Raw genomic sequence first — 18,249 nt, 5'->3', positions numbered from 1 at the left:
CTCACTTCGCCTTCAGGAACTCGCCGACCTCGAGCAGCACGAACTCGTCGTCATCGGCCTTGTTCGGCTCGCGGCTGGAGGAGAACGGCAAATTGTTGTCGTTGCCGACGATGATATGCGTCTCGTCCACGCGATCGACATTCTCGATGGTGAAGAACGGGAAGGTGAGGACGCCGTCATTGAGCGGCTTCCGCGCCTTCTTTTCGGGATCCTTGATCTTCATCAGGTCGATATAGCCGATCTTGCGCACGGGCTTGCCGACATTGGCATCCGAGAGCTCGATCTTGTAGACGCGCTTGAACTTCGCGACGTCGGGGAAGCAGTTCTCGCCGCGCACGCCTTGCGGGCAGGCCTTGTCGGCGGTGCCTTCGCCATTGTCGCGTTCGATGACGAGACCGCTGGCCGGGTCGATCATGTTGAAGTCGCCGATGGCGTTGCCGTTCTGCTCGAATACATATTGCCAGTAGCGGCCGGTGAACTTCTCCGCGCCGACGTCGAATTCGAGGATGCGCGAGGCTTCCTTGCCGTCGACCTTCTCCCAATCCTTCTTCTCGGCGTCCCACAGCGGGCCTTCCAGCAGGCCGTAGAGGAACTTGCCGTCCTTCGACGACGCAAAGCCCTCGAAGCCCTTGGAGCGGCGCAGATTGACGTTGGTGTAGCTCGCGCCCGGCGCACCAGGGGATTGCACCGCCCAGTGGTCCGGCGAGCGCACCGGCTTGCCGTCAGCGATCGTCTCGAACACGCCAAGGATCTTGCCGGTCTTGTCGGCCTTCAGGATGTAGGGGCCGAACTCGTCACCGATCCAGAAGGTGTCGCCAATGATCTGGAAGCCTTCGGTGTCGAAGTCGGAGCCGGTGAGATAGCGCTTCTCGGTGTCCTCATGCACGATGCGGAAGGGCACCTTTTTGTCGGGATCGTGCAAAAACACCGTTTCCTGCCGCTCGATCTTGCCGCTGGTCCAGTCGATCTTGTAGTGGTTCAGGTACAGCATCGAGTCCGTCGAGTTGTAGCGCGAGCCCATGCCATTGTCGGTGATGACCCAGAAGGTGCCGTCGCCCATCGACTTGATGCCGGAATGGCCCTGGAGCGGCTGGCCTTTGAACGGCAGCGACACGCCGGTCGAACGCTCGGCGGACTTGCCCATGACGGTACCGAGCGCGTCGACGCGCTTGCCGGTGGTGTATTTGCCTGACGTTTTGAGGTCGGCGGGCGCGTCAGTCGGCGCATCGATGAAGGACTCGGCCGGCATCACTGCGTGGGCAGTCAGCGTCGCCGGGAATTCGCCCTCGTTTTGGGCAAGCGCGGCACCCGCGGTGAAAATGATCGTTGCGACGGAGGCAAGAAAGGTCGCGCGCATATGCGTCTCCTGTTAACGGACGCACGCCTTATGCGGACCACATATTGCAGTTTTGTGAAGCCGGGCAAAACCCCGCAGGCGCGGTTTACTCTTTTACCGCGCCGGTGAGCGAGGATACGTAGTAATCCACAAACAGTGAATAGAAGATCGCAACCGGCAGCGAGCCGAGCAGCGATCCCGCCATCAGCGCTCCCCATTGATAGACGTCGCCGGTGACGAGCTCGGTCAGGATCGCAACCGGCACCGTCTTGTTGGCGCCGCTCTGGATGAAGGCGAGCGCATAGATGAACTCGTTCCAGGACAGGGTGAAGGAGAAGATGCCGGCCGAGATCAGGCCGGGCACCGCTAGCGGCAGCGTGATCCGTCGCAGGATCTGCAGTCGCGTCGCGCCGTCGACCAGGGCGCATTCCTCGAGCTCGTAGGGGATCGACTTGAAATAGCCGATCAGGAGCCAGGTGCAGAACGGCACCAGGAAAGTCGGATAGACCAGGATCAGGGCAAGGGGGCTGTCGAACAGGCCGAACTGCACCACGACGGTTGCGAGCGGAATGAACAGGATCGACGGCGGCACCAGATAGGCGAGGTAGATGCCGAGGCCGACATAGGGGCTGCCGCGAAAGCGCAGGCGCTCGATCGCATAGGCCGCCAGCGTGCTCGCGAATAGCGACAGCGTGGTCGCGCCGATCGCGACGAACATCGTCGTCTTCAGCCAGCGCGGATAGGCCGTGTCGAACAGGAGGTGCTTGATGTGGGCCAGCGTCGGCGAGGTGATCCAGAACGGATTGTGCGCCTTGTAGTTCATCAGCTCGGCGTTCGGCTTGAACGCGGTGATGGCCATCCAGTAGAACGGAAACAGCAGGATCAGCACGAAGCAGCCGAGCGGCAGATAGATCATCATCACCCGCCGCGCGCGGGAATCCCAGGCCATCGTATCGGGCGTTGCGTTGGCAATGGCGGACGGGTGGGCGACAGCGTCAGTCATTGGCCTCTCCCTGCTGCCATTTGCGCCGCGCCAGGCCAAAATAGGAAAACAGCGTCGCGAACACCAGGAACGGGATCATCGAGACCGCGATTGCCGCGCCTTCGCCGAGCTCGCCGCCGGCGATGCCGCGCTGGAAGGCCAGCGTCGCCAGCAAATGCGTCGAGTTCACGGGGCCACCGCGTGTGATGGCGTAGACGAGCTGGAAGTCGGTGAAAGTGAAGATGATCGAGAAGGTCATGACGATGGCGAGGATCGGCATCATCATCGGGAAGGTGATGTAGCGGAAGCGCTGCCAGGCGCTGGCGCCATCGAGCATCGCGGCCTCATAGAGCGCGGGCGAGATGGTCTGCAAGCCCGCAAGCAGCGAAATCGCGACGAAGGGAATGCCGCGCCAGATGTTGGCTGCGATCAGCGAGAAGCGCGCCGGCCAGGGCGTGCCGAGGAAGTCGATGTTGGTGGTGCGCCAATGCAGCACGTCGACCAGCAGATACGAGATGATCGAAAATTGCGGATCGTAGATCCACCAGAAGGCGAGTGCGGAGAGCACCGTCGGCACGATCCAGGGCAGCAGCACGATTGCGCGTAGCACGCTCTTGAACGGGAAGTGATTGTTGAGCAGCAGCGCCAGCCAGAAGCCAAGCGCGAATTTCCCGAACGTCGCGACGGCCGTGTAGAAGATACTGTAGAACACGGCGCCCCACCACAGGGGATCGGTGAGCAGATACTGGAAATTCTCAAGACCGACGAAGACGCCGCGCCGGCCGATCGTGGTGTCGGTGAAGGCGAGCCAGATGCCCAGACCCAGCGGATAGGTGAGGAAGACCGCAAGCAGCCCGATCGCCGGTGCGAGACACATCACGATCAGGAACGGTTTGTAGTCGAACAGGCGCACGAGCCGTGATTGCTGCCGGTGGGCAAGCGCGGCGGAGGGCAGTGTGGTCACGGACATTGGCTGACTGTCCTCTCTCGAACTGTCACCACACCGTCATTGCGAGCGAAGCGAAGCAATCCAGTCTGGCTCCCCGGATGCAGTCTGGATTGCTTCGTCGCTTCGCTCCTCGCAATGACGGTCTTGCTACCTGCGGAAATACCGCTTCGCCCGGCGCTCGGCTTCCGCAGCAGCTTGCTCCGGTGTCGCGGCATCGGTTGCGACCGAGGCGAACATCTGCACCAGCACGTAATCGGCACGGATTGCGCCGGTCGCGGTCGAGATCGGGCCCTCGTAACCGTCCCAGTACCGGTTCGACATCGTGTCCTTGAAGATCTTCAGCTTCGGATCGCCGGACCACACCGCGGACTCCGCGTAATTGGCGAGCGGCTGCGCCCAGTAGCCGCTGTTGGCGATCAGCCAGGGGTCGTACTGCTCCTTCTCCATCATGAATTGCAGGAACGCCTTCGCCGCGTTCGGATACGGGCTGTGCTTGAACACCATCGCGTTCAGCGTCAGGCCGCCCATGGGCGATGACTTGGCGACCCCCTTCGGCAGGAACTGATGTTCCGTGTCCTCGGCGATCTTCGCGGTCGCCGTGTCGTTCTTCAGCGAGAAGTACAGTGAAATGCCGTTCGCCGTCAGCGAGATTTCCTCGGACGAATAGGCACGGTTGTTGCTGACGTCGTTCCAGGACGCCGTGCCTGCGATGAACGTCGGAAAGAGCTGCTTCACATATTTCAACGCTTCCACGGTCGCCTTGCTGTTGATCGTGAGATTGCCGTCGGCGTCGAGCAGTGATCCGCCGAACGACCACAGCATCCAGCTTGCGAAACCGTTGCCGTCGCCGACGGCATTGCCGAGCGCGAACCCGGCCGGCTTGCCCGCCTTGTGGAGCTTTTGGCAAAGATCGAGGAAGCCGGCGTGATCGTCCGGCACCTTGTCGAAGCCGGCGGCCTGGATGATCGACTTGCGATAGACCAAGGGGCCGCCAGTCGCGCCGAACGGCAGGCCGATCCAGTTGTTGCTCTTGGCTCGCTTGCCGTACTTCTCCGCCAGGAACAGCCAGCCACCGTAGCGCTTGCCGAGATATTCGGCGACGTCGGACAACTCGATCAGCTTGTCGACATAGATGTGCGGGGCGTCGGAAAAGCCGATGATGATGTCGGGGCCGGCGCCGGAGTTGGCGGTGACCGCGGTCTGCTGGTTGATGTCCTCCCAGCCGACAAAATCGACCTTGACTTCGACGCCGGTCGCCTCGGTGAAACGTCTTGCGTTGGCACGGAACACGTCCTCATCCGGCTGCACGAAGCGCACCGGCCGCAGCATGCGCAAGCTTGCGCCCTTCTCGATCGGCAGCGACGGCGCTGCGACGTCGGCAGCCTTGATGCTGGATGGCGTTTGCGCTGCAGCGCCGGCGGCTGCAAACGCCGCAACGGACAGCCCAAGCCCGAGGGCATCACGACGGGTGATGTCATTCCTCATCAGTTCCTCCCTTTTTGTCCCTTCCCGGCGTTGATCGCCGGTGAAGGGTCTTCCATGTGGCTTATTCTTTCACGCGAACCGGTCTCCATTCATCCGAAGGTGCATCGCAGGCTTAGCTGTTCGGACCGCGATCCATGCTGAAGGGTTGCCAGCGTCGCAGCGCCGTGTTCTGCAGCACCGACGGATTGACGCAGCTTACCGGCCACATCCCCTGAAGCACCAGTGACAATTCGTAGCCCACGCGCCGCTTGCGCGCTTCGTCAAACCGTGCCGAAGCCGATGCAACGTGCGCGGTCAGGGTCACGTTCTCCATGCCGAGCAGTGGGTTGTTGTGCGACGGCGGTTCCTTCTCCAGCACGTCGAGCGCGGCATGCGCGATCCAGCCTTCCTGCAGGGCCTTGATCAGGCTCTGCTCGTCCACGGTGGCGCCGCGCCCGGTGTTGATGAAGATCGAGCCCTTCTTCATTTGCCGGAAATGCTTCTCGGTCAGCATGTGGTGGACCTCCGGCCGGGCCGGCGCGTGCATCGAGACGAAGTCCGATTGCGCCAGCACCTCGTTCAGCGTCGCCGGCATCACGCCGTGATCGTACATCAGCGTTTCCTGGATGAAGGGATCAAAGGCCATCATCCGCAGGCCGAAGGGTGCGGCGCGCTTGGCAACCGCGCGTGCGACGCGGCCGAAGGAGATGAAGCCGAGCGTCTGGCCCATCAGCCGCGGAATTTTCAACAGCGCCGGCCGGCCTTCGGCCCAACGCCCCTCGCGCACCATCCGGTCCTGCTCGACCAGGCGGCGGAAGCCCGCAAGCAGCAGCATCATGGCGTGGTCGGCGACCTCCTCGATGAAGGTATCGGGGATGTTGGTCACGGGAATGCCGCGGGCAGTTGCTGCCTTTACGTCGACGCTGTCGACGCCGACGGAGCCGAGCGTGATCGCCTTGCAGTTTTCCAGCGCGTCGATGATGGCTTTGGTGATCGGGATGCCCTTGGCGTAGATCGCATCGGCGTTGCGGGCTGCGGCGATGAACTCGGCCTCGTTGGCCGGCGCCTCGACGATCTCCGCATCGATCGGATCGAGCGCCTCCCGCTCGAGGGAATAGTCGCTTCCCGCCACCGTGAAGCTCGCGCCCTTCGGCGTCACCACCCTGAATTTCGGCATTTCCTGCTCCGATTTGGTTTGTCGGTTCTTGTTGTCTGATCCGGCCTTGGCGCCGGGTCCTTGCGTCTTTTACGCGAAATCGAGCTTGGCGCGTACAATCGTCGGTTGTCGAAAGCTGCGGCGTTTGCGGGTTTTTGGCCTCCTCTGCGGACTTCTACGGAGGCATCGTAACAAGTTGCTAATGGGTCCCACACTAAAAGTTGATTCAAATTCGATCGATCCACCCGCGTGCCGTTTCCTCTTGTCCGCCGGAGCCGCCTCGTGAAGTTGAGCAATCTGAAGATCGCCCCCAAGCTCGGCATTGTTGTCGGCGTCACCCTGTTGGGGCTCTGCATCTCCGGGGTTCTGGCCGGATATCTGATGAAGCGCGATATGGTGAGCGCGCGCATCGACCAGACCAAGGCGATCGTCGACATGGCCCGGAACTATGCTGCCGCGTTGATGAAGCGAGTGAATGCCGGAGAGATGACCAGGGATGCCGCATTGGCGGAACTCCGCCGTTACGGCAATGCGATGACCTACGACAAGGGCTCTGGCTACCTGTTTGGCACGACCTCTGACGGCATCACGCAGCTTGCGCCTGATCCCAAGCAGGTCGGCACCAATCGCATGGAGGTCGAGACCAACGGCCGCAAGCTGTCGAAAGAGTTGATGGACGGCGTCAAGGCCAATGGCGAGATCCTGCTCTTCTACGAATACGTGAAGCCTGGCCAGGAGAAACCGATCCGCAAGCTCGGCTATGCCGTCGCCGTTCCCGGCTTCGACATGTATCTCGGGACCGGCGCCTACCTCGACGACATCGATGAGAAGATGGGCCCGGTCTACTGGTTGCTCGGGCTCTCTATGCTCGGCATCGTCATTGTCGCCGGCAGCGTTGCCTGGCTGCTCGGCCGTAGCATCAGCCTGCCGCTGAACAGGCTCGGTACGCGCATGAGCGAACTCGCGGACGGCAAGCTCGAGGGCGATATCCCCGGCGTCGGTCGTGGCGACGAGGTCGGTGCGATGGCCTCGACCGTTCAGATATTCAAGGACAATGCGATCCGCATCCGCGATCTCGAGAAGACCGAGGCGCTTGCAAAGGAAAGCGCCGCTACAGAACGTCGCAGCGCGATGGAAGGCATCGCCAGCGATTTCGAGCGCAGCGTGAACGGTATCGTGCGTTCGGTTTCTTCGGCTGCTGCCGGCATGCAGACCACGGCGCGGTCGATGACCGCGACCGCGAGCGATGCCAGCGCGCGCGCGGCCACCGTCGGCGCCGCCTCGCAAAGGGCATCCGGCAATGTCGGCACGGTTGCGGCCGCCGCCGAAGAGCTGTCGAGCTCGGTCACCGAGATCTCGCGTCAGGTGACGCGCTCCACCGAGGTCGCGAGCAGGGCGGTCAGCGATGCCGAGCGTACCAACACCACCGTGCAGGTGCTGTCCTCCGGTGCCGAGAAGATCGGCGAGGTCGTCAAGCTCATCCACTCGATCGCGGCGCAGACCAATCTGCTCGCGCTCAACGCGACCATCGAGGCGGCGCGCGCCGGCGAATCCGGTCGCGGCTTCGCGGTCGTCGCCTCCGAGGTCAAGGCGCTCGCCAACCAGACCGCGAAGGCGACCGAGGAAATCTCCGCCCAGGTCGCGGCGATGCAGACCTCGACCAGCGACGCGGTCGCCGCGATCGCCGGCATCACCCAGACGATCGCCGAGATGAGCGAGATCACCGCAGGAATTTCCGCGTCGATCGAGCAGCAGGGCGAGGCGACGCGCGAGATCGCCCGCAACATCCAGTCGGTCGCAGCCGGCTCCAGCGAAATCAACGCCCATATCGGCAGCGTGACCTCGGCGGCCGAGGCGACGGGTACCGCAGCCTCCGACGTGCTGTCGAACGCACGCGAGCTCGACAACCAGTCCGGCGCACTGCGAAGCGCCGTCGATGGCTTCCTCGCCAAGGTGCGGGCGGCGTAACATCCGCGATGAATTCGTAGGGTGGGCAAAGGCGCGTGAGCGCCGTGCCCACCTTTTCTTTTGAAGTCGTGGTGACTCTGCGGTGGGCACGCTTCGCTTTGCCCACCCTACGGCGCCGCCACGCGTGGCAGCTCTAGCACTGCTGTCATGCCCTCGCGAAGGCGGGGCATCCAGTACGCCGCGGCTTCTCGGTTCAAGCTGCGCTGCCTCTGGAATACTGGATCGCCCGCTTTCGCTTTCGCGGGCGATGACAGCCTCCTAGGTGGCCCCTTACTGCTTGGCGCGCTCGCGCCAGCAGCGCAGAATCATTGCGACGCCGAGCCCTGCCGCGATGCGATCACGACGCCGGCGAGCACCAGCGCGTAGCCGACGAGATGGAAAAGTTGCAGCCGCTCGCCGAGCAGGAGGATCGCCATCGCCGAGCCGAACACCGGCACCAGATGAAAGAACGGTGCGGCCCGGTTCGGTCCGATCAGCGCCACGCCGCGGTTGAAGAAGAGATAGGCAAGGGTCGAGGGGAAAATCAGGATGTAGGCCAATGTCGCTAGCGTCGTTGCGTCGGGCTTCAAGACGTTGCCCGCGGAAAATTCCCACACCGCGGCCGGCAGCAGCATCATCGCCCCGCAGCAGGTGGTGAAGGAGAGGAAGGAGAGTTGATGGATTTTTGGCCGGCGCGGGATGAAGGCGGAATAGAGCCCGAACGCCACCAGCGAGGAGGCGAACATGATGTCGCCCCGGTTGAAGCTGATGCCGGCAAGCGCTGCGAGATCGCCACGCAGGATGATGATGAGGACGCCGAGCAGCGAGATCGCGATGCCGGCGAATTGCGCAGCCGTCAGGCGGACGCCGAACAGCACCAGCGACCATAGTGCCACGAACAAAGGTCCGGCCGACTGGATCAGCAGCGCGTTCAGCGCCTCGGTATATTGCAGGGCCCAGAACGAGATCGCGTTGTTGAAGGCGAAGCCGACCAGCGACAGGAACAGCATCAGCGGCAGATGCGCGCGCAATGCCTTCCAGTCGCACCTCAGATACGGCCACGAAAACGGCAACAGGATGAGGAAGACCCCGAACCAGCGGATCGTGGTCAGCGTGAGCGGCGGCACATGCGCGCCGACATGGCGTGCGAGCACGATGTTGCCGGCCCAGAACAGCGAGCTCAGGCTCAGGAGCAGATAGGGTTGGTTGTTGAGCCAGCCGGCCGGATTCGAGGCCGGTGGCGCGGGCGAAGCGATCGTCATTGGTTTTCGTGAGGAAGCTTGCGCCGGATCGCGGCTGCGCCACAAGTCCCACCGCCGCAATGCTACAATGCAACGGAGATCAGGCAGGCTGCTTTGACGGTCAATATGTTGAACATCGGCGCGCGATCTCATCGTTTCCGCTTACAAGGGGGAGAACGGATGGGTGCGGCGCGCTCGGATGAATGCGCCGTTCAGGTCGCCTGCTTGCGCGAGGCGACGAACACGCCCGACAGTACCAGCGCAAAGCCGACGAAATGGAAGGCCTGCGGCAACTCACCGAGAAAGATCATCGCCATGATCGAGCCGAACACCGGCACAACATGGAAGAACGGTGCGGCGCGGTTGGCGCCAATCAGCGCGACACCGCGGTTGAAGCAGAGATAGGCAAGCGTCGAGGGAAACACCGCAACATAGACCAGCGTCAGAACGTTCGGCAGATCGAGCTTCATCACCGGGCGGGCCGATAACTCCCAGATCTCCAGCGGAACGAGGCACGCCGCGCCGCAGCCGAAGGTGAAGGCGAGGAACGACAGGCCGTGGATCGCTGGCCGCTTCAGGGTCAGCACCGAGTAGAGCGCGAAGATCACCAGCGCGACCATGAAGATCAAATCGCCCTTGTTGAACTCGATGTTGGAGAGCGTGGTGAAATCGCCGTGCAAGAGGATGGTCAGCACACCGCAAAGCGAGAGCAGCACGCCGAACGCCTGCGCCGCGGTCAGCCGGACGCCCAGGATGATCAGCGACCACAGCGCGACGATCAGCGGCGCGGCCGATTGCAGGAGCAGCGTGTTCAGCGCCTGGGTATGTTCGAGCGCCCAATATTGCAGCGTGTTGAAGGCGCCGATGCCGGTGATCGACAGCACGATCATCAGGTAGAGCTTGCTGCGGATTGCCGGCCAGTCCTTGATCAGATGCTTCCAGGCGAATGGCAGCACCAGCAGGAACGCGAAGGACCAGCGCAGGAAGGACAGTGTCACCGGCGGGATGTGGCCAGCGGCGAGCCGCCCGACGACGGCATTGCCGGCCCAGCACAGCGCGGTGATGCTGAGCAGGAGATAAGGCTGGTTGGCGATCCAGTGCTGCCTCGGTGCGGCAAGGCGCGTGGTCTGGTCGGCGGCGGACATCGTGATTGTTATGGCCCCGGTTCATGCACCGAGCCGCCCAGCCCGGCGGCGGCCGGGCCGGCTCAAACCCGGCGTGTCCACAGACACGGAAATCGGCCTGATATCAATGGCGCGCGACGCATCGCGTCCATGCGCCCGTCCAATGCGACGGGAACCCTGTCTTCAAGTCTTCTGCTTGGTGCGGATCGCAAGCGGCTTCAACAACTCGGCACAGCCGAGATAGACGACGACCAGGGCCGCGATGCCGGCCAGCATCAGCGGCGGCGGAGCGACGAAGCCGAACCAGGCGCCGACCGGCGTAAGCGGCACGATCATCGCGACCATGAGGGCGATCAACGAGGAGACCGACAGCACGGGATCGGGCCAGTTATGCCAGGGACGTCCATTGGTGCGGATGATGAAGATCACGAGAATCTGCGTCGCCATGGATTCGACGAACCAGGCGGTGCGGAATTCGTCCGGCGTGGCGTTGAACAGGAACAGCAGGGCGCCAAAGGTCAGGAAATCGAACACCGACGACAGCGGTCCCATGATCGCGGCGAAGCGCACGAGGCGCGACATGCTCCATACCTGCGGCTGGGCGGTTGCCTGCGCCGAGACGCGGTCGAAGGGGATGCCGAGCTCGGAGAGATCGTAGAGCAGGTTGTTGAGCAGGATCTGCGTCGGCAGCATCGGCAGGAATGGCAGCGCGATGGAGGCGATCGCCATCGACAGCATGTTGCCGAAATTCGAGCTCGCGCCCATGCGGACATATTTGAGAATGTTTGCGAAGGTGCGCCGGCCCTCCTCGACGCCATCGGCGACGACTTCGAGATCCGAGGCAAGGAGGATCATGTCGGCTGCGGCCTGCGCCACGCCGGTGGCGCCTTCGACCGAGAGTCCTATATCGGCGACCTTCAGCGCCGGTGCGTCGTTGATGCCGTCGCCGAGGAAGCCGACGACTTCGCCGCCTGTTTGCAGCGCCTTCACGATGCGCGACTTCTGGTCCGGCGCGAGCCGCCCGAAGGCGTCGGCGGATTGCACCCGAACCGCCAGCGCCTCGTCGCCGAGTTCGGCGATATCAGGCCCTGAGAGCACGCGCTCGGCGTTCAGCCCGACGAGGCCCGCGAGCCGCTTCACCACCACGGGATCATCGCCCGAGAGGATCTTGAGCTTGATGCCTCCGGCGGCGAGCCGGGCGATCGCGGCCGCAGCGGTCGGCTTTGGCGGGTCGGCGAAGGCGCAAAAGCCTTCGAAGGTGAGATCGATCTCATCATCGGTCTCGACCTCGCGCATCGCGCCTGTCCACCGGCGCGAGGCAATGGCGACGGTGCGCAGGCCCTCGGTCGCGAGCTGACGCACGCGCGCCATTGCCGCCGCACGTGTGTCGTCGTCGGTCGTGCAGAGTTCGAGCACGGCCTCCGGCGCGCCCTTGACGATCAGCATGGCGCCTTCGGGGCCGTTCGCCAGCACCGATCCCAACCGCCGCGAGAAATCGAACGCCTGGCGGCCCGCGAGTGTCCAGCCCTGCGTGGCGCCGGCGCAGCCTGCGACCAGCGCCGCATCGAGCGAGCCGCGGTCGCCGCCGAGCGCGGCCGCGATGGCGCCGAGCCTTGCAGCGCGCGCATCTTCCTTGCCGCTGGCGTCGAGACTCTGCGCAAGCGTGATCTCGGCCGAAGTCAGCGTGCCTGTCTTGTCGGTGCACAGGACCGTCATGGCGCCGAGATCGTGGATCGCCGCGAGGCGTTTGACGATCACCTTGCGGCGGGCCATGCGTAGCGCACCGCGCGACAGAGTCACCGTGGTGATCATCGGCAGCAGCTCCGGCGTCAGCCCGACCGCGAGCGCCACCGCAAACAGCAGCGAGTCCAGCACCGGGCGGCCGAACACCACGCGGATGGTCAGCACGACCAGCACCAGCGCCAGCGTCGCGCGCGCGATGACGAGGCCGAATTCGCGCAAGTCGCGCTCGAACGGCGAGGGCGCCCGCGCTTCCGCAAGTGCGGAGGCCGCAGCGCCGAACACCGTGTCGCGGCCGGTGCGCACCGCGAGTGCGATCGCCTCGCCGGTCTGCGCCACCGCGCCGCGGAACAGCGCATTGGACGTGTCGTCCGGGACATCGGCGGCGCCGGCGCGCTTCTGCACGGGGTAGGGCTCGCCGGTGAGCGCCGCTTCGCCGGCGGTGAACGCCGTGCTCTCGAGGATCAGCGCGTCCGCCGGAATGATGTCGCCGGCGCGGATGCGCAGGATGTCGCCGGGCACCACCTGTTCGACGTCGATCTGGCAGAACGTGCCATCGCGCTTGACCTCGGCCTTCAGCGCCACCGAACGGCGCAGGATTTCGGCGGCCCGGACCGCATGTCCTTCCTGGACGGTGTCGAGCCCGATCGACAGCGTCAGGATCAGGACGATGATGAGTCCGCCGATGTCGTCCCCCGTCAGCATCGAGATGATGCCGGCGACCAGCAGGATCAGCGACAAGGGCTCGAAGAGCCGCCGCAGGATCGCGCGCAACGCGCCCTCGATCCGCGGCGGCGCGTCGCTGTTCCGGCCGAAGCGGCTGAGCCGCTCGGTGGCATCACGCGTGGTCAGTCCCTGCAAGCCGCATCCGAGCTGCCCGGCGAGCGCGTCGGCTGAAAGGCACCAGAACTGGCTGGCCTGGTTTCCCGAGGGTTCGGTCACGGCATGTCCGAAAAGGGTCTTGCGGCCCGCAGAAGGTAAAGGGTGGAGGTGACAGCCATCCCTTAGGCAACCCGGCGAACGAGGTGGTTGATGCGTATCAAATCCACGGTTCCAAAGGTTGCCTGCGCGGTCCCGAACCTTTCCGGATTTTAAGGGTATATCAAAGGCTTGGATCGCGCGTTAGGCCTCGAAAAGGCCCCGTTCTTGCTTGCCTAGAGAGGCCGCTTCCGTTATCCGGTTGGCTGCCTCGCATGCGAGCGGCCCCGGCCGTGGATTGGGCTGGGCGCCGGCATGATCCCGGAAAAGTGGGTACCGGTTTTCCGCTAGGATCATGCCACTTAAAGACATCTGCATAGGGAATACCCGCGAATGGCCAATGTTGTCGTCGTCGGCGCCCAGTGGGGCGACGAGGGAAAGGGCAAGATCGTCGACTGGTTGTCGGAGCAGGCCGACATCGTCGTCCGTTTCCAGGGCGGCCATAACGCCGGCCATACGCTGGTCATCAATGGCGAGACCTACAAGCTCGCGCTGTTGCCCTCCGGCGTGCTGCGCGACCAGAAGCTGTCGGTGATCGGCAATGGCGTGGTGTTCGACCCGCAGGCCTTCCTCGACGAGGTCACCAAGCTCAGGTCGCAGGGCGTCGCAGTCAGTCCGGACAATCTGCGCGTCGCCGAGAACGTCACCCTGATCCTGCCGCTGCATCGTGAGCTCGATGCGCTTCGCGAATCCTCCAATGCAGCGACCGCGATCGGCACCACTCGCCGCGGCATCGGCCCCGCCTATGAGGACAAGGTCGGCCGCCGTGCCATCCGCCTCATGGACCTCGCCGATCTCGACACGCTGCCGCACAAGATCGATCGACTCCTTGCTCACCACAATGCATTGCGCCGCGGTCTCAATCTGCCGGAGTTCGACGGCAAGGTTATCCTTGCCGAGCTCAGCGCGCTGGCGCCGCAGTTATTGCCCTATGCCGAGACGGTGTGGCGGCTGCTCGACATCAAGCGGCGCGAAGGCAAGCGCATGCTGTTCGAGGGTGCGCAGGGCGCGCTGCTCGACGTCGACCATGGCACCTATCCGTACGTCACCTCGTCCAACACCGTGGCGGCGCAGGCCGCGACCGGCGCTGGCCTCGGGCCCGGCGCGGTCGGCTATGTGCTGGGTCTGTGCAAGGCCTACACGACCCGCGTCGGCCAGGGGCCGTTCCCGACCGAGCAGGACAACGAGATTGGCCGCAAGATCGGCGAGCGTGGCCGCGAGTTCGGCACCAACACCGGCCGTCCGCGCCGCTGCGGCTGGTTCGACGCCGTGCTGGTCCGCCAGGCGGTCAGGACCTGCGGCATCAACGGGCTGGCGCTGACCAAGCTCGACATCCTCGACGGTTTCGATTCGATCGAGGTCTGCACCGGCTATCGGCTGGATGGCAAGGAGATCGACCATTTCCCGGCCGGCGAGGGCGCGCAGGCCCGGGTCGAGCCGATCTACGAGACCATCGAAGGCTGGAAGGAGCCGACCGCGAACGCCCGCTCCTGGGCGGATTTGCCGGCTCAGGCCATCAAATATGTGCGCCGGATCGAGGAACTGGTGGGCTGTCCGGTCGCGCTTCTTTCCACGAGCCCCGAACGTGAAGATACTATTCTGGTACAAAACCCGTTTGAGGCTTAACGATATCTTACCGGGACAGGCGCATAGTTGAGTTGAAATGGCTGATTACTATCCGCTGATCGCCCGCGCTATTGCCGCCCTGGATCCTAACGCTCCCGGCGAAAGCCGCCGCGCGCTCTATGAACGGGCGCGCACGGCGCTGATCGCGCAGCTCCGCAGCGTGCAGCCGCCGCTCTCCGAATCCGAGATCACCCGCGAACGGTTGTCGCTCGAAGAGGCCGTCCGCAAGGTCGAATCGGAAGCCGCCCAGCGCGCCCGCGAGGCCGCGCGTCCCGGCGGAGGCTCCCGCACCGGCAGCGGCAGTGGCAGTGGCGATGCCTTCCGCCGGGCCAGCGCCCGCGCCACCGAAGGCACTCCACCGGCCGCGCCGCCTTCGGCCTCGTCGCCGGCCCCGCGCGCCGCGCGTCCCCCCGCGCCGCCGCCGTCGCGCAACGACCGACCTCCGCTTGTTGGGGACGAGCTCGGGGACCGCGACGCCCAGCGTCAGGCCCGTCCTTCTCGTCCGCAGGCACCGCCTCCGCCGCCAATGCCGGAGCCGCCGGCAGCGCGCGATCGTTCCGCCTCGCGCCGTCCGCCTGAAGGCGCCCCACCGCCACCGTCACTGCCGCCGCAGGCGCCGGGCGTCCGCGGCTTTCGCGACATCACCGCGGATGCCGACGACCTTGGCCGTGCCGCGGCGCAGGCCAACCGCGCGGCGCGCCGGACCTACGCCAACGTGCCGTCGCCCTCGCCTGAGTTCGACCGGCTCGAGCCGAATCTGGAGAACCGCGGCGGCGAGCCGCCGGACGCCCCGTATTCCTATGACGAGTCGATCGAGGAGGCTGAGCGCTATGCGCCCCGGCCGGCGGCACCGCGCCCGCACATCCCCGTCCTCGACCGCGACACCAAGAAGCGCCGCTCCGGCTCCGCCTTCCCGTTCAAGAGCGCGATCGCCGTCGGCATCGTGCTGATCCTGGTCGGCGCCGGCATCCTCTGGGGCAAGCAGGCGTTGCAGACCGTGAGCGGTCTGTTCAAGCCGTCCCAGACGCAGGTCGTGGAGGCGCCGAAGGATGCGTCGCAGCCGGCGCCAAAGCCGAAGATTCCGGATCGCGTCGGCCAGCCCTCGTCGACCGAGCAGCCGGCCGCGCCAGTGGCGCAGAAGGTCGTGCTCTATGACGAGGATCCGTCCGATCCCAAGGGCAAGCAATATGTCGGCTCCGTGGTCTGGCGGACCGAGCCGATCAAGGCCTCGGGCAACCAGAAGGCTGACGTCGCCGTGCGCGCCGACATCGAAATCCCCGACCGCAAGTTCAAGATGACGATGTCGTTCCGCAGGAACACCGATTCATCGCTGCCGGCGAGCCACACCGCGGAACTGACCTTCATCCTGCCGCCGGACTTCCCCGGTGGAGGTGTCGCCAACGTGCCTGGCATCCTGATGAAATCGAACGAGCAGGCACGCGGCACGCCGCTCGCGGGCCTCGCCGTCAAGGTCACCGACGGCTTCTTCCTGGTCGGGCTTTCCAACGTCGATGCCGACCGCGCGCGCAACGTCCAGCTCCTGAAGGAGCGCTCCTGGTTCGACGTGCCGTTGGTCTACACCAACCAGCGCCGCGCCATCATCGCCATCGAGAAGGGCGCTCCCGGTGAGCGCGCCTTCAACGACGCGTTCGCGGCGTGGGGAGAGTAGGTCTTCGATCCCTGCCGCCGTCATTCCGGGATGCGCGCGAAGCGCGCAGGTCCTGAAATCCATTTGGCAGCGCGTTGAATGGTGAGATGGATTCCGGGTTCGCGACTTTCGTCGCGCCTGTGAATGACGACATCAGTGTGTGGTTCCACCCACCTCGATCACGCCGACCTTGTTGACGAGACTGTTGGCCATCACCGGGTTGCCGTTGCGGTCGATGTCCATGTTGCGGACGATGTCGCCGCCGCCGGGGATCGCCCAGCTCTGGAATTTTTCGCTTTGGGGATCGAAGCGGACGATGGTGTTGGGTTTGGCAGCAGACTCGCTGTACCAGATCGCGCCCTTGGTGAAGACGATGCCGTAGGGCTGTGACTTTGGCCCGCTCGGTGAAGCCCATTCCTTCACCGAGCCCGTCGCCGGATCGAGCCGGCCGAGAAAGCCGCGAGCGAAATCGACATACCAGATCGCATCGTCGGAACCGACAGCGAGGCGGCGCGGCCGGGCGGCTGCATCCGGCAGCAGGTACTCGCGGATCTCCATGGTCTTCGAATCGATGGTCGCGATCTTCGGTGCGCCGAACTCGACGAACCAGACGGTGTTCTTCGCATTCACCACGATGCCGTAGGGCCGCGCATTTGCCGTCGGCGGCGTGACGAGTTTGATCTCGCCGCTTGCGGGATCGAGGCGGCCGACCTTGTTGCCGGCCTGCACGGTGAACCAGATGATGCCGTCATGGTCGAAGACGAGCGTGTGCGGATCCCTGGCCGATGCATCCGGCAGCCGATACTCCTTCACGTCGCCGGTCCTTGGATCGAGCCTGCCGATCAACCCGGCGAAATTGCCGGTGAACCAGATGTTGCCGTCCTTGTCTTCCTTCAGCCCGTGCGGGCCGGTCTGCGGATTGAGCTTGTATTCGCGGATCGCGCCGGTGGCGGGATCGAGGCGGCCGAGCACGTTGGCCAGTTGGCCCGAGTACCACACCGATCCGTCGTGGGCGGCGAGGGGATCGTGCGGCCGCGAGCCTTCGGTTGCGACCGGCCACTCCTTGATATCGATCTGCGTGTCGCCGGCGATCAGCACTGCTGCGGGACGCGGCCGTTCGGGAAAGCTCTTGATGAGATAGTCAGTGATCCCGGCGACTTCCTCGGGCGGGATCGGCGCGCCAAAATTCTGCATCATGCGGATCACAGTGTGCCAGCCGTCGGGCGTGTAGCCCGCCGTGAGCCGGCTGATGTCATGGCAGGAGCCGCAGATGCCGACGACGGTGCTCTTACCGGGGCCATCCGGAAGGTTGATGCCGACCTGCTGGGCGGGCGCCGCGCAAGGCGCCAGTGCCAGCAGGGCGGCTGTGCTCGCGGGGATAAGGGGTTGCCGCCAGCCACCCGCGATCAGGATCCTCGCCGAAATCCTCGCCAAAAACCTCGCCAAAATCCTCGCCATGTCTGTTGCTCCAGCTCTCTTGGCCGGGCCGCAGCATAGCGTCGATCACGGCAGGACGCCGCTCAACTTGCAGTGCGCGCGATGGATCAGTTCGCGGCAGCTTCCCGCTTGCGCGCGGCAGCGGCCTCGCGGTCCATTACGGCGCGGCAGCCCGGGCTGACATGGTGCTTGTTGCGGACCATGCAGGCAGTGACCCGCGAGATGTCGGGGATTTCGTTGGCGCACAATCGCATGGCGTCGCCGGTGCACATCTGTTGCGCCTCGGAGGAGAAGGCGAAGCAGGGTGTGACGTGAAGCACGGTGACAGTTGCGGCAATGGCGGCAAGAGTGGCGATCTTCCCGATCCGGTAACTAAACATGTGAGATGCATCCCCAAGGTTTTGGCGGTGTCGGCCGCTTGTGTATTGGAGGCGCCGCACGCGGCTTGCGCTGCCGCACGTCAGATCCAGCACGCGGGGAGATGCCCCCGGTGTGGTTGCTCGATTACGCTTGAGATTTCGAATCGAAAGTGCTGCGCCGCCCCGATTCGGATTATGCGCGAATGTCGCGAAGCTTCAATGGTTCGCGTGAACGATTTCACGATTGTTGCGCGTTCGTCAC

At 64.5% G+C, this 18,249-nt stretch carries 13 protein-coding genes; 3 read left to right on the top strand and 10 right to left on the bottom strand.

The features are described from left to right. Position 1: 1 nt before the first annotated feature. From SO140_RS28085 to SO140_RS28065, 5 genes are all read right to left on the bottom strand, one after another. Complete coding sequence (locus tag SO140_RS28085) at positions 2–1,357, bottom strand: esterase-like activity of phytase family protein (protein WP_449377909.1); 1,356 nt, start codon at positions 1,355–1,357, stop codon at positions 2–4. An 85-nt stretch (positions 1,358–1,442) separates the two neighbouring features. Then, positions 1,443–2,339: a carbohydrate ABC transporter permease gene (locus tag SO140_RS28080; RefSeq protein ID WP_449377910.1), complete on the bottom strand. Its 897-nt coding sequence runs from the start codon at positions 2,337–2,339 to the stop codon at positions 1,443–1,445. Further along, complete coding sequence (locus SO140_RS28075; protein WP_449377911.1) at positions 2,332–3,288, bottom strand: carbohydrate ABC transporter permease; 957 nt, start codon at positions 3,286–3,288, stop codon at positions 2,332–2,334. Before SO140_RS28075 ends, SO140_RS28080 begins: the two co-directional genes overlap by 8 nt. A 126-nt stretch (positions 3,289–3,414) precedes the next feature. Next, positions 3,415–4,752, bottom strand: coding sequence for an ABC transporter substrate-binding protein (locus SO140_RS28070; RefSeq protein ID WP_449377912.1), 1,338 nt, complete (start codon positions 4,750–4,752; stop codon positions 3,415–3,417). 112 nt (positions 4,753–4,864) lie between these two features. Continuing rightward, entirely contained in the window at positions 4,865–5,908 is a 1,044-nt protein-coding gene (locus tag SO140_RS28065; RefSeq protein WP_449377913.1) for a C-terminal binding protein, read from the bottom strand. A 261-nt stretch (positions 5,909–6,169) separates the two neighbouring features. Here SO140_RS28065 and SO140_RS28060 point away from each other — a divergent pair, with 261 nt between their 5' ends. After that, the gene (locus tag SO140_RS28060; protein ID WP_449377914.1) at positions 6,170–7,855 is read left to right on the top strand and encodes a methyl-accepting chemotaxis protein; all 1,686 of its coding nucleotides are present in this window, start codon (positions 6,170–6,172) and stop codon (positions 7,853–7,855) included. Between the two features lie 305 nt (positions 7,856–8,160). On the opposite strand, the gene SO140_RS28055 is transcribed toward SO140_RS28060, so the two are convergent. The 3 genes from SO140_RS28055 to mgtA all read right to left on the bottom strand — a co-directional run bounded on the left by SO140_RS28055 (position 8,161) and on the right by mgtA (position 12,881). Continuing rightward, positions 8,161–9,096 carry a DMT family transporter gene (locus SO140_RS28055; RefSeq protein ID WP_474798365.1) on the bottom strand — a complete coding sequence of 312 codons (936 nt, stop codon included), beginning with the start codon at positions 9,094–9,096 and terminating at the stop codon, positions 8,161–8,163. Positions 9,097–9,287: 191 nt separating this feature from the next. Next, entirely contained in the window at positions 9,288–10,220 is a 933-nt protein-coding gene (locus SO140_RS28050; protein ID WP_474798367.1) for a DMT family transporter, read from the bottom strand. A 162-nt stretch (positions 10,221–10,382) separates the two neighbouring features. Next, positions 10,383–12,881 (bottom strand): magnesium-translocating P-type ATPase, encoded by a 2,499-nt coding sequence (gene mgtA / locus SO140_RS28045; protein WP_449377917.1) that lies wholly within the window; start codon positions 12,879–12,881, stop codon positions 10,383–10,385. A gap of 369 nt (positions 12,882–13,250) precedes the next feature. Between mgtA and SO140_RS28040 the strand changes: the two genes are divergently transcribed. Together SO140_RS28040 and SO140_RS28035 are read left to right on the top strand one after the other, a co-directional pair. Further along, positions 13,251–14,543 (top strand): adenylosuccinate synthase, encoded by a 1,293-nt coding sequence (locus SO140_RS28040; protein WP_449377918.1) that lies wholly within the window; start codon positions 13,251–13,253, stop codon positions 14,541–14,543. A gap of 37 nt (positions 14,544–14,580) precedes the next feature. Beyond that, positions 14,581–16,212 (top strand): hypothetical protein, encoded by a 1,632-nt coding sequence (locus SO140_RS28035; RefSeq protein WP_449377919.1) that lies wholly within the window; start codon positions 14,581–14,583, stop codon positions 16,210–16,212. Positions 16,213–16,344: 132 nt separating this feature from the next. Here SO140_RS28035 and SO140_RS28030 read toward each other — a convergent pair whose 3' ends face one another. Further along, complete coding sequence (locus tag SO140_RS28030) at positions 16,345–17,649, bottom strand: Vgb family protein (RefSeq protein WP_449377920.1); 1,305 nt, start codon at positions 17,647–17,649, stop codon at positions 16,345–16,347. An 86-nt stretch (positions 17,650–17,735) separates the two neighbouring features. Further along, the gene (locus SO140_RS28025) at positions 17,736–18,008 is read right to left on the bottom strand and encodes a hypothetical protein (RefSeq protein WP_449377921.1); all 273 of its coding nucleotides are present in this window, start codon (positions 18,006–18,008) and stop codon (positions 17,736–17,738) included. Positions 18,009–18,249 lie beyond the last annotated feature (241 nt).

This window comes from Bradyrhizobium sp. UFLA05-108, from assembly GCF_059803455.1.
The sequence above is the reverse complement of the archived record's forward strand: the minus strand, read 5'-3'. Positions and strand labels throughout refer to the sequence as shown.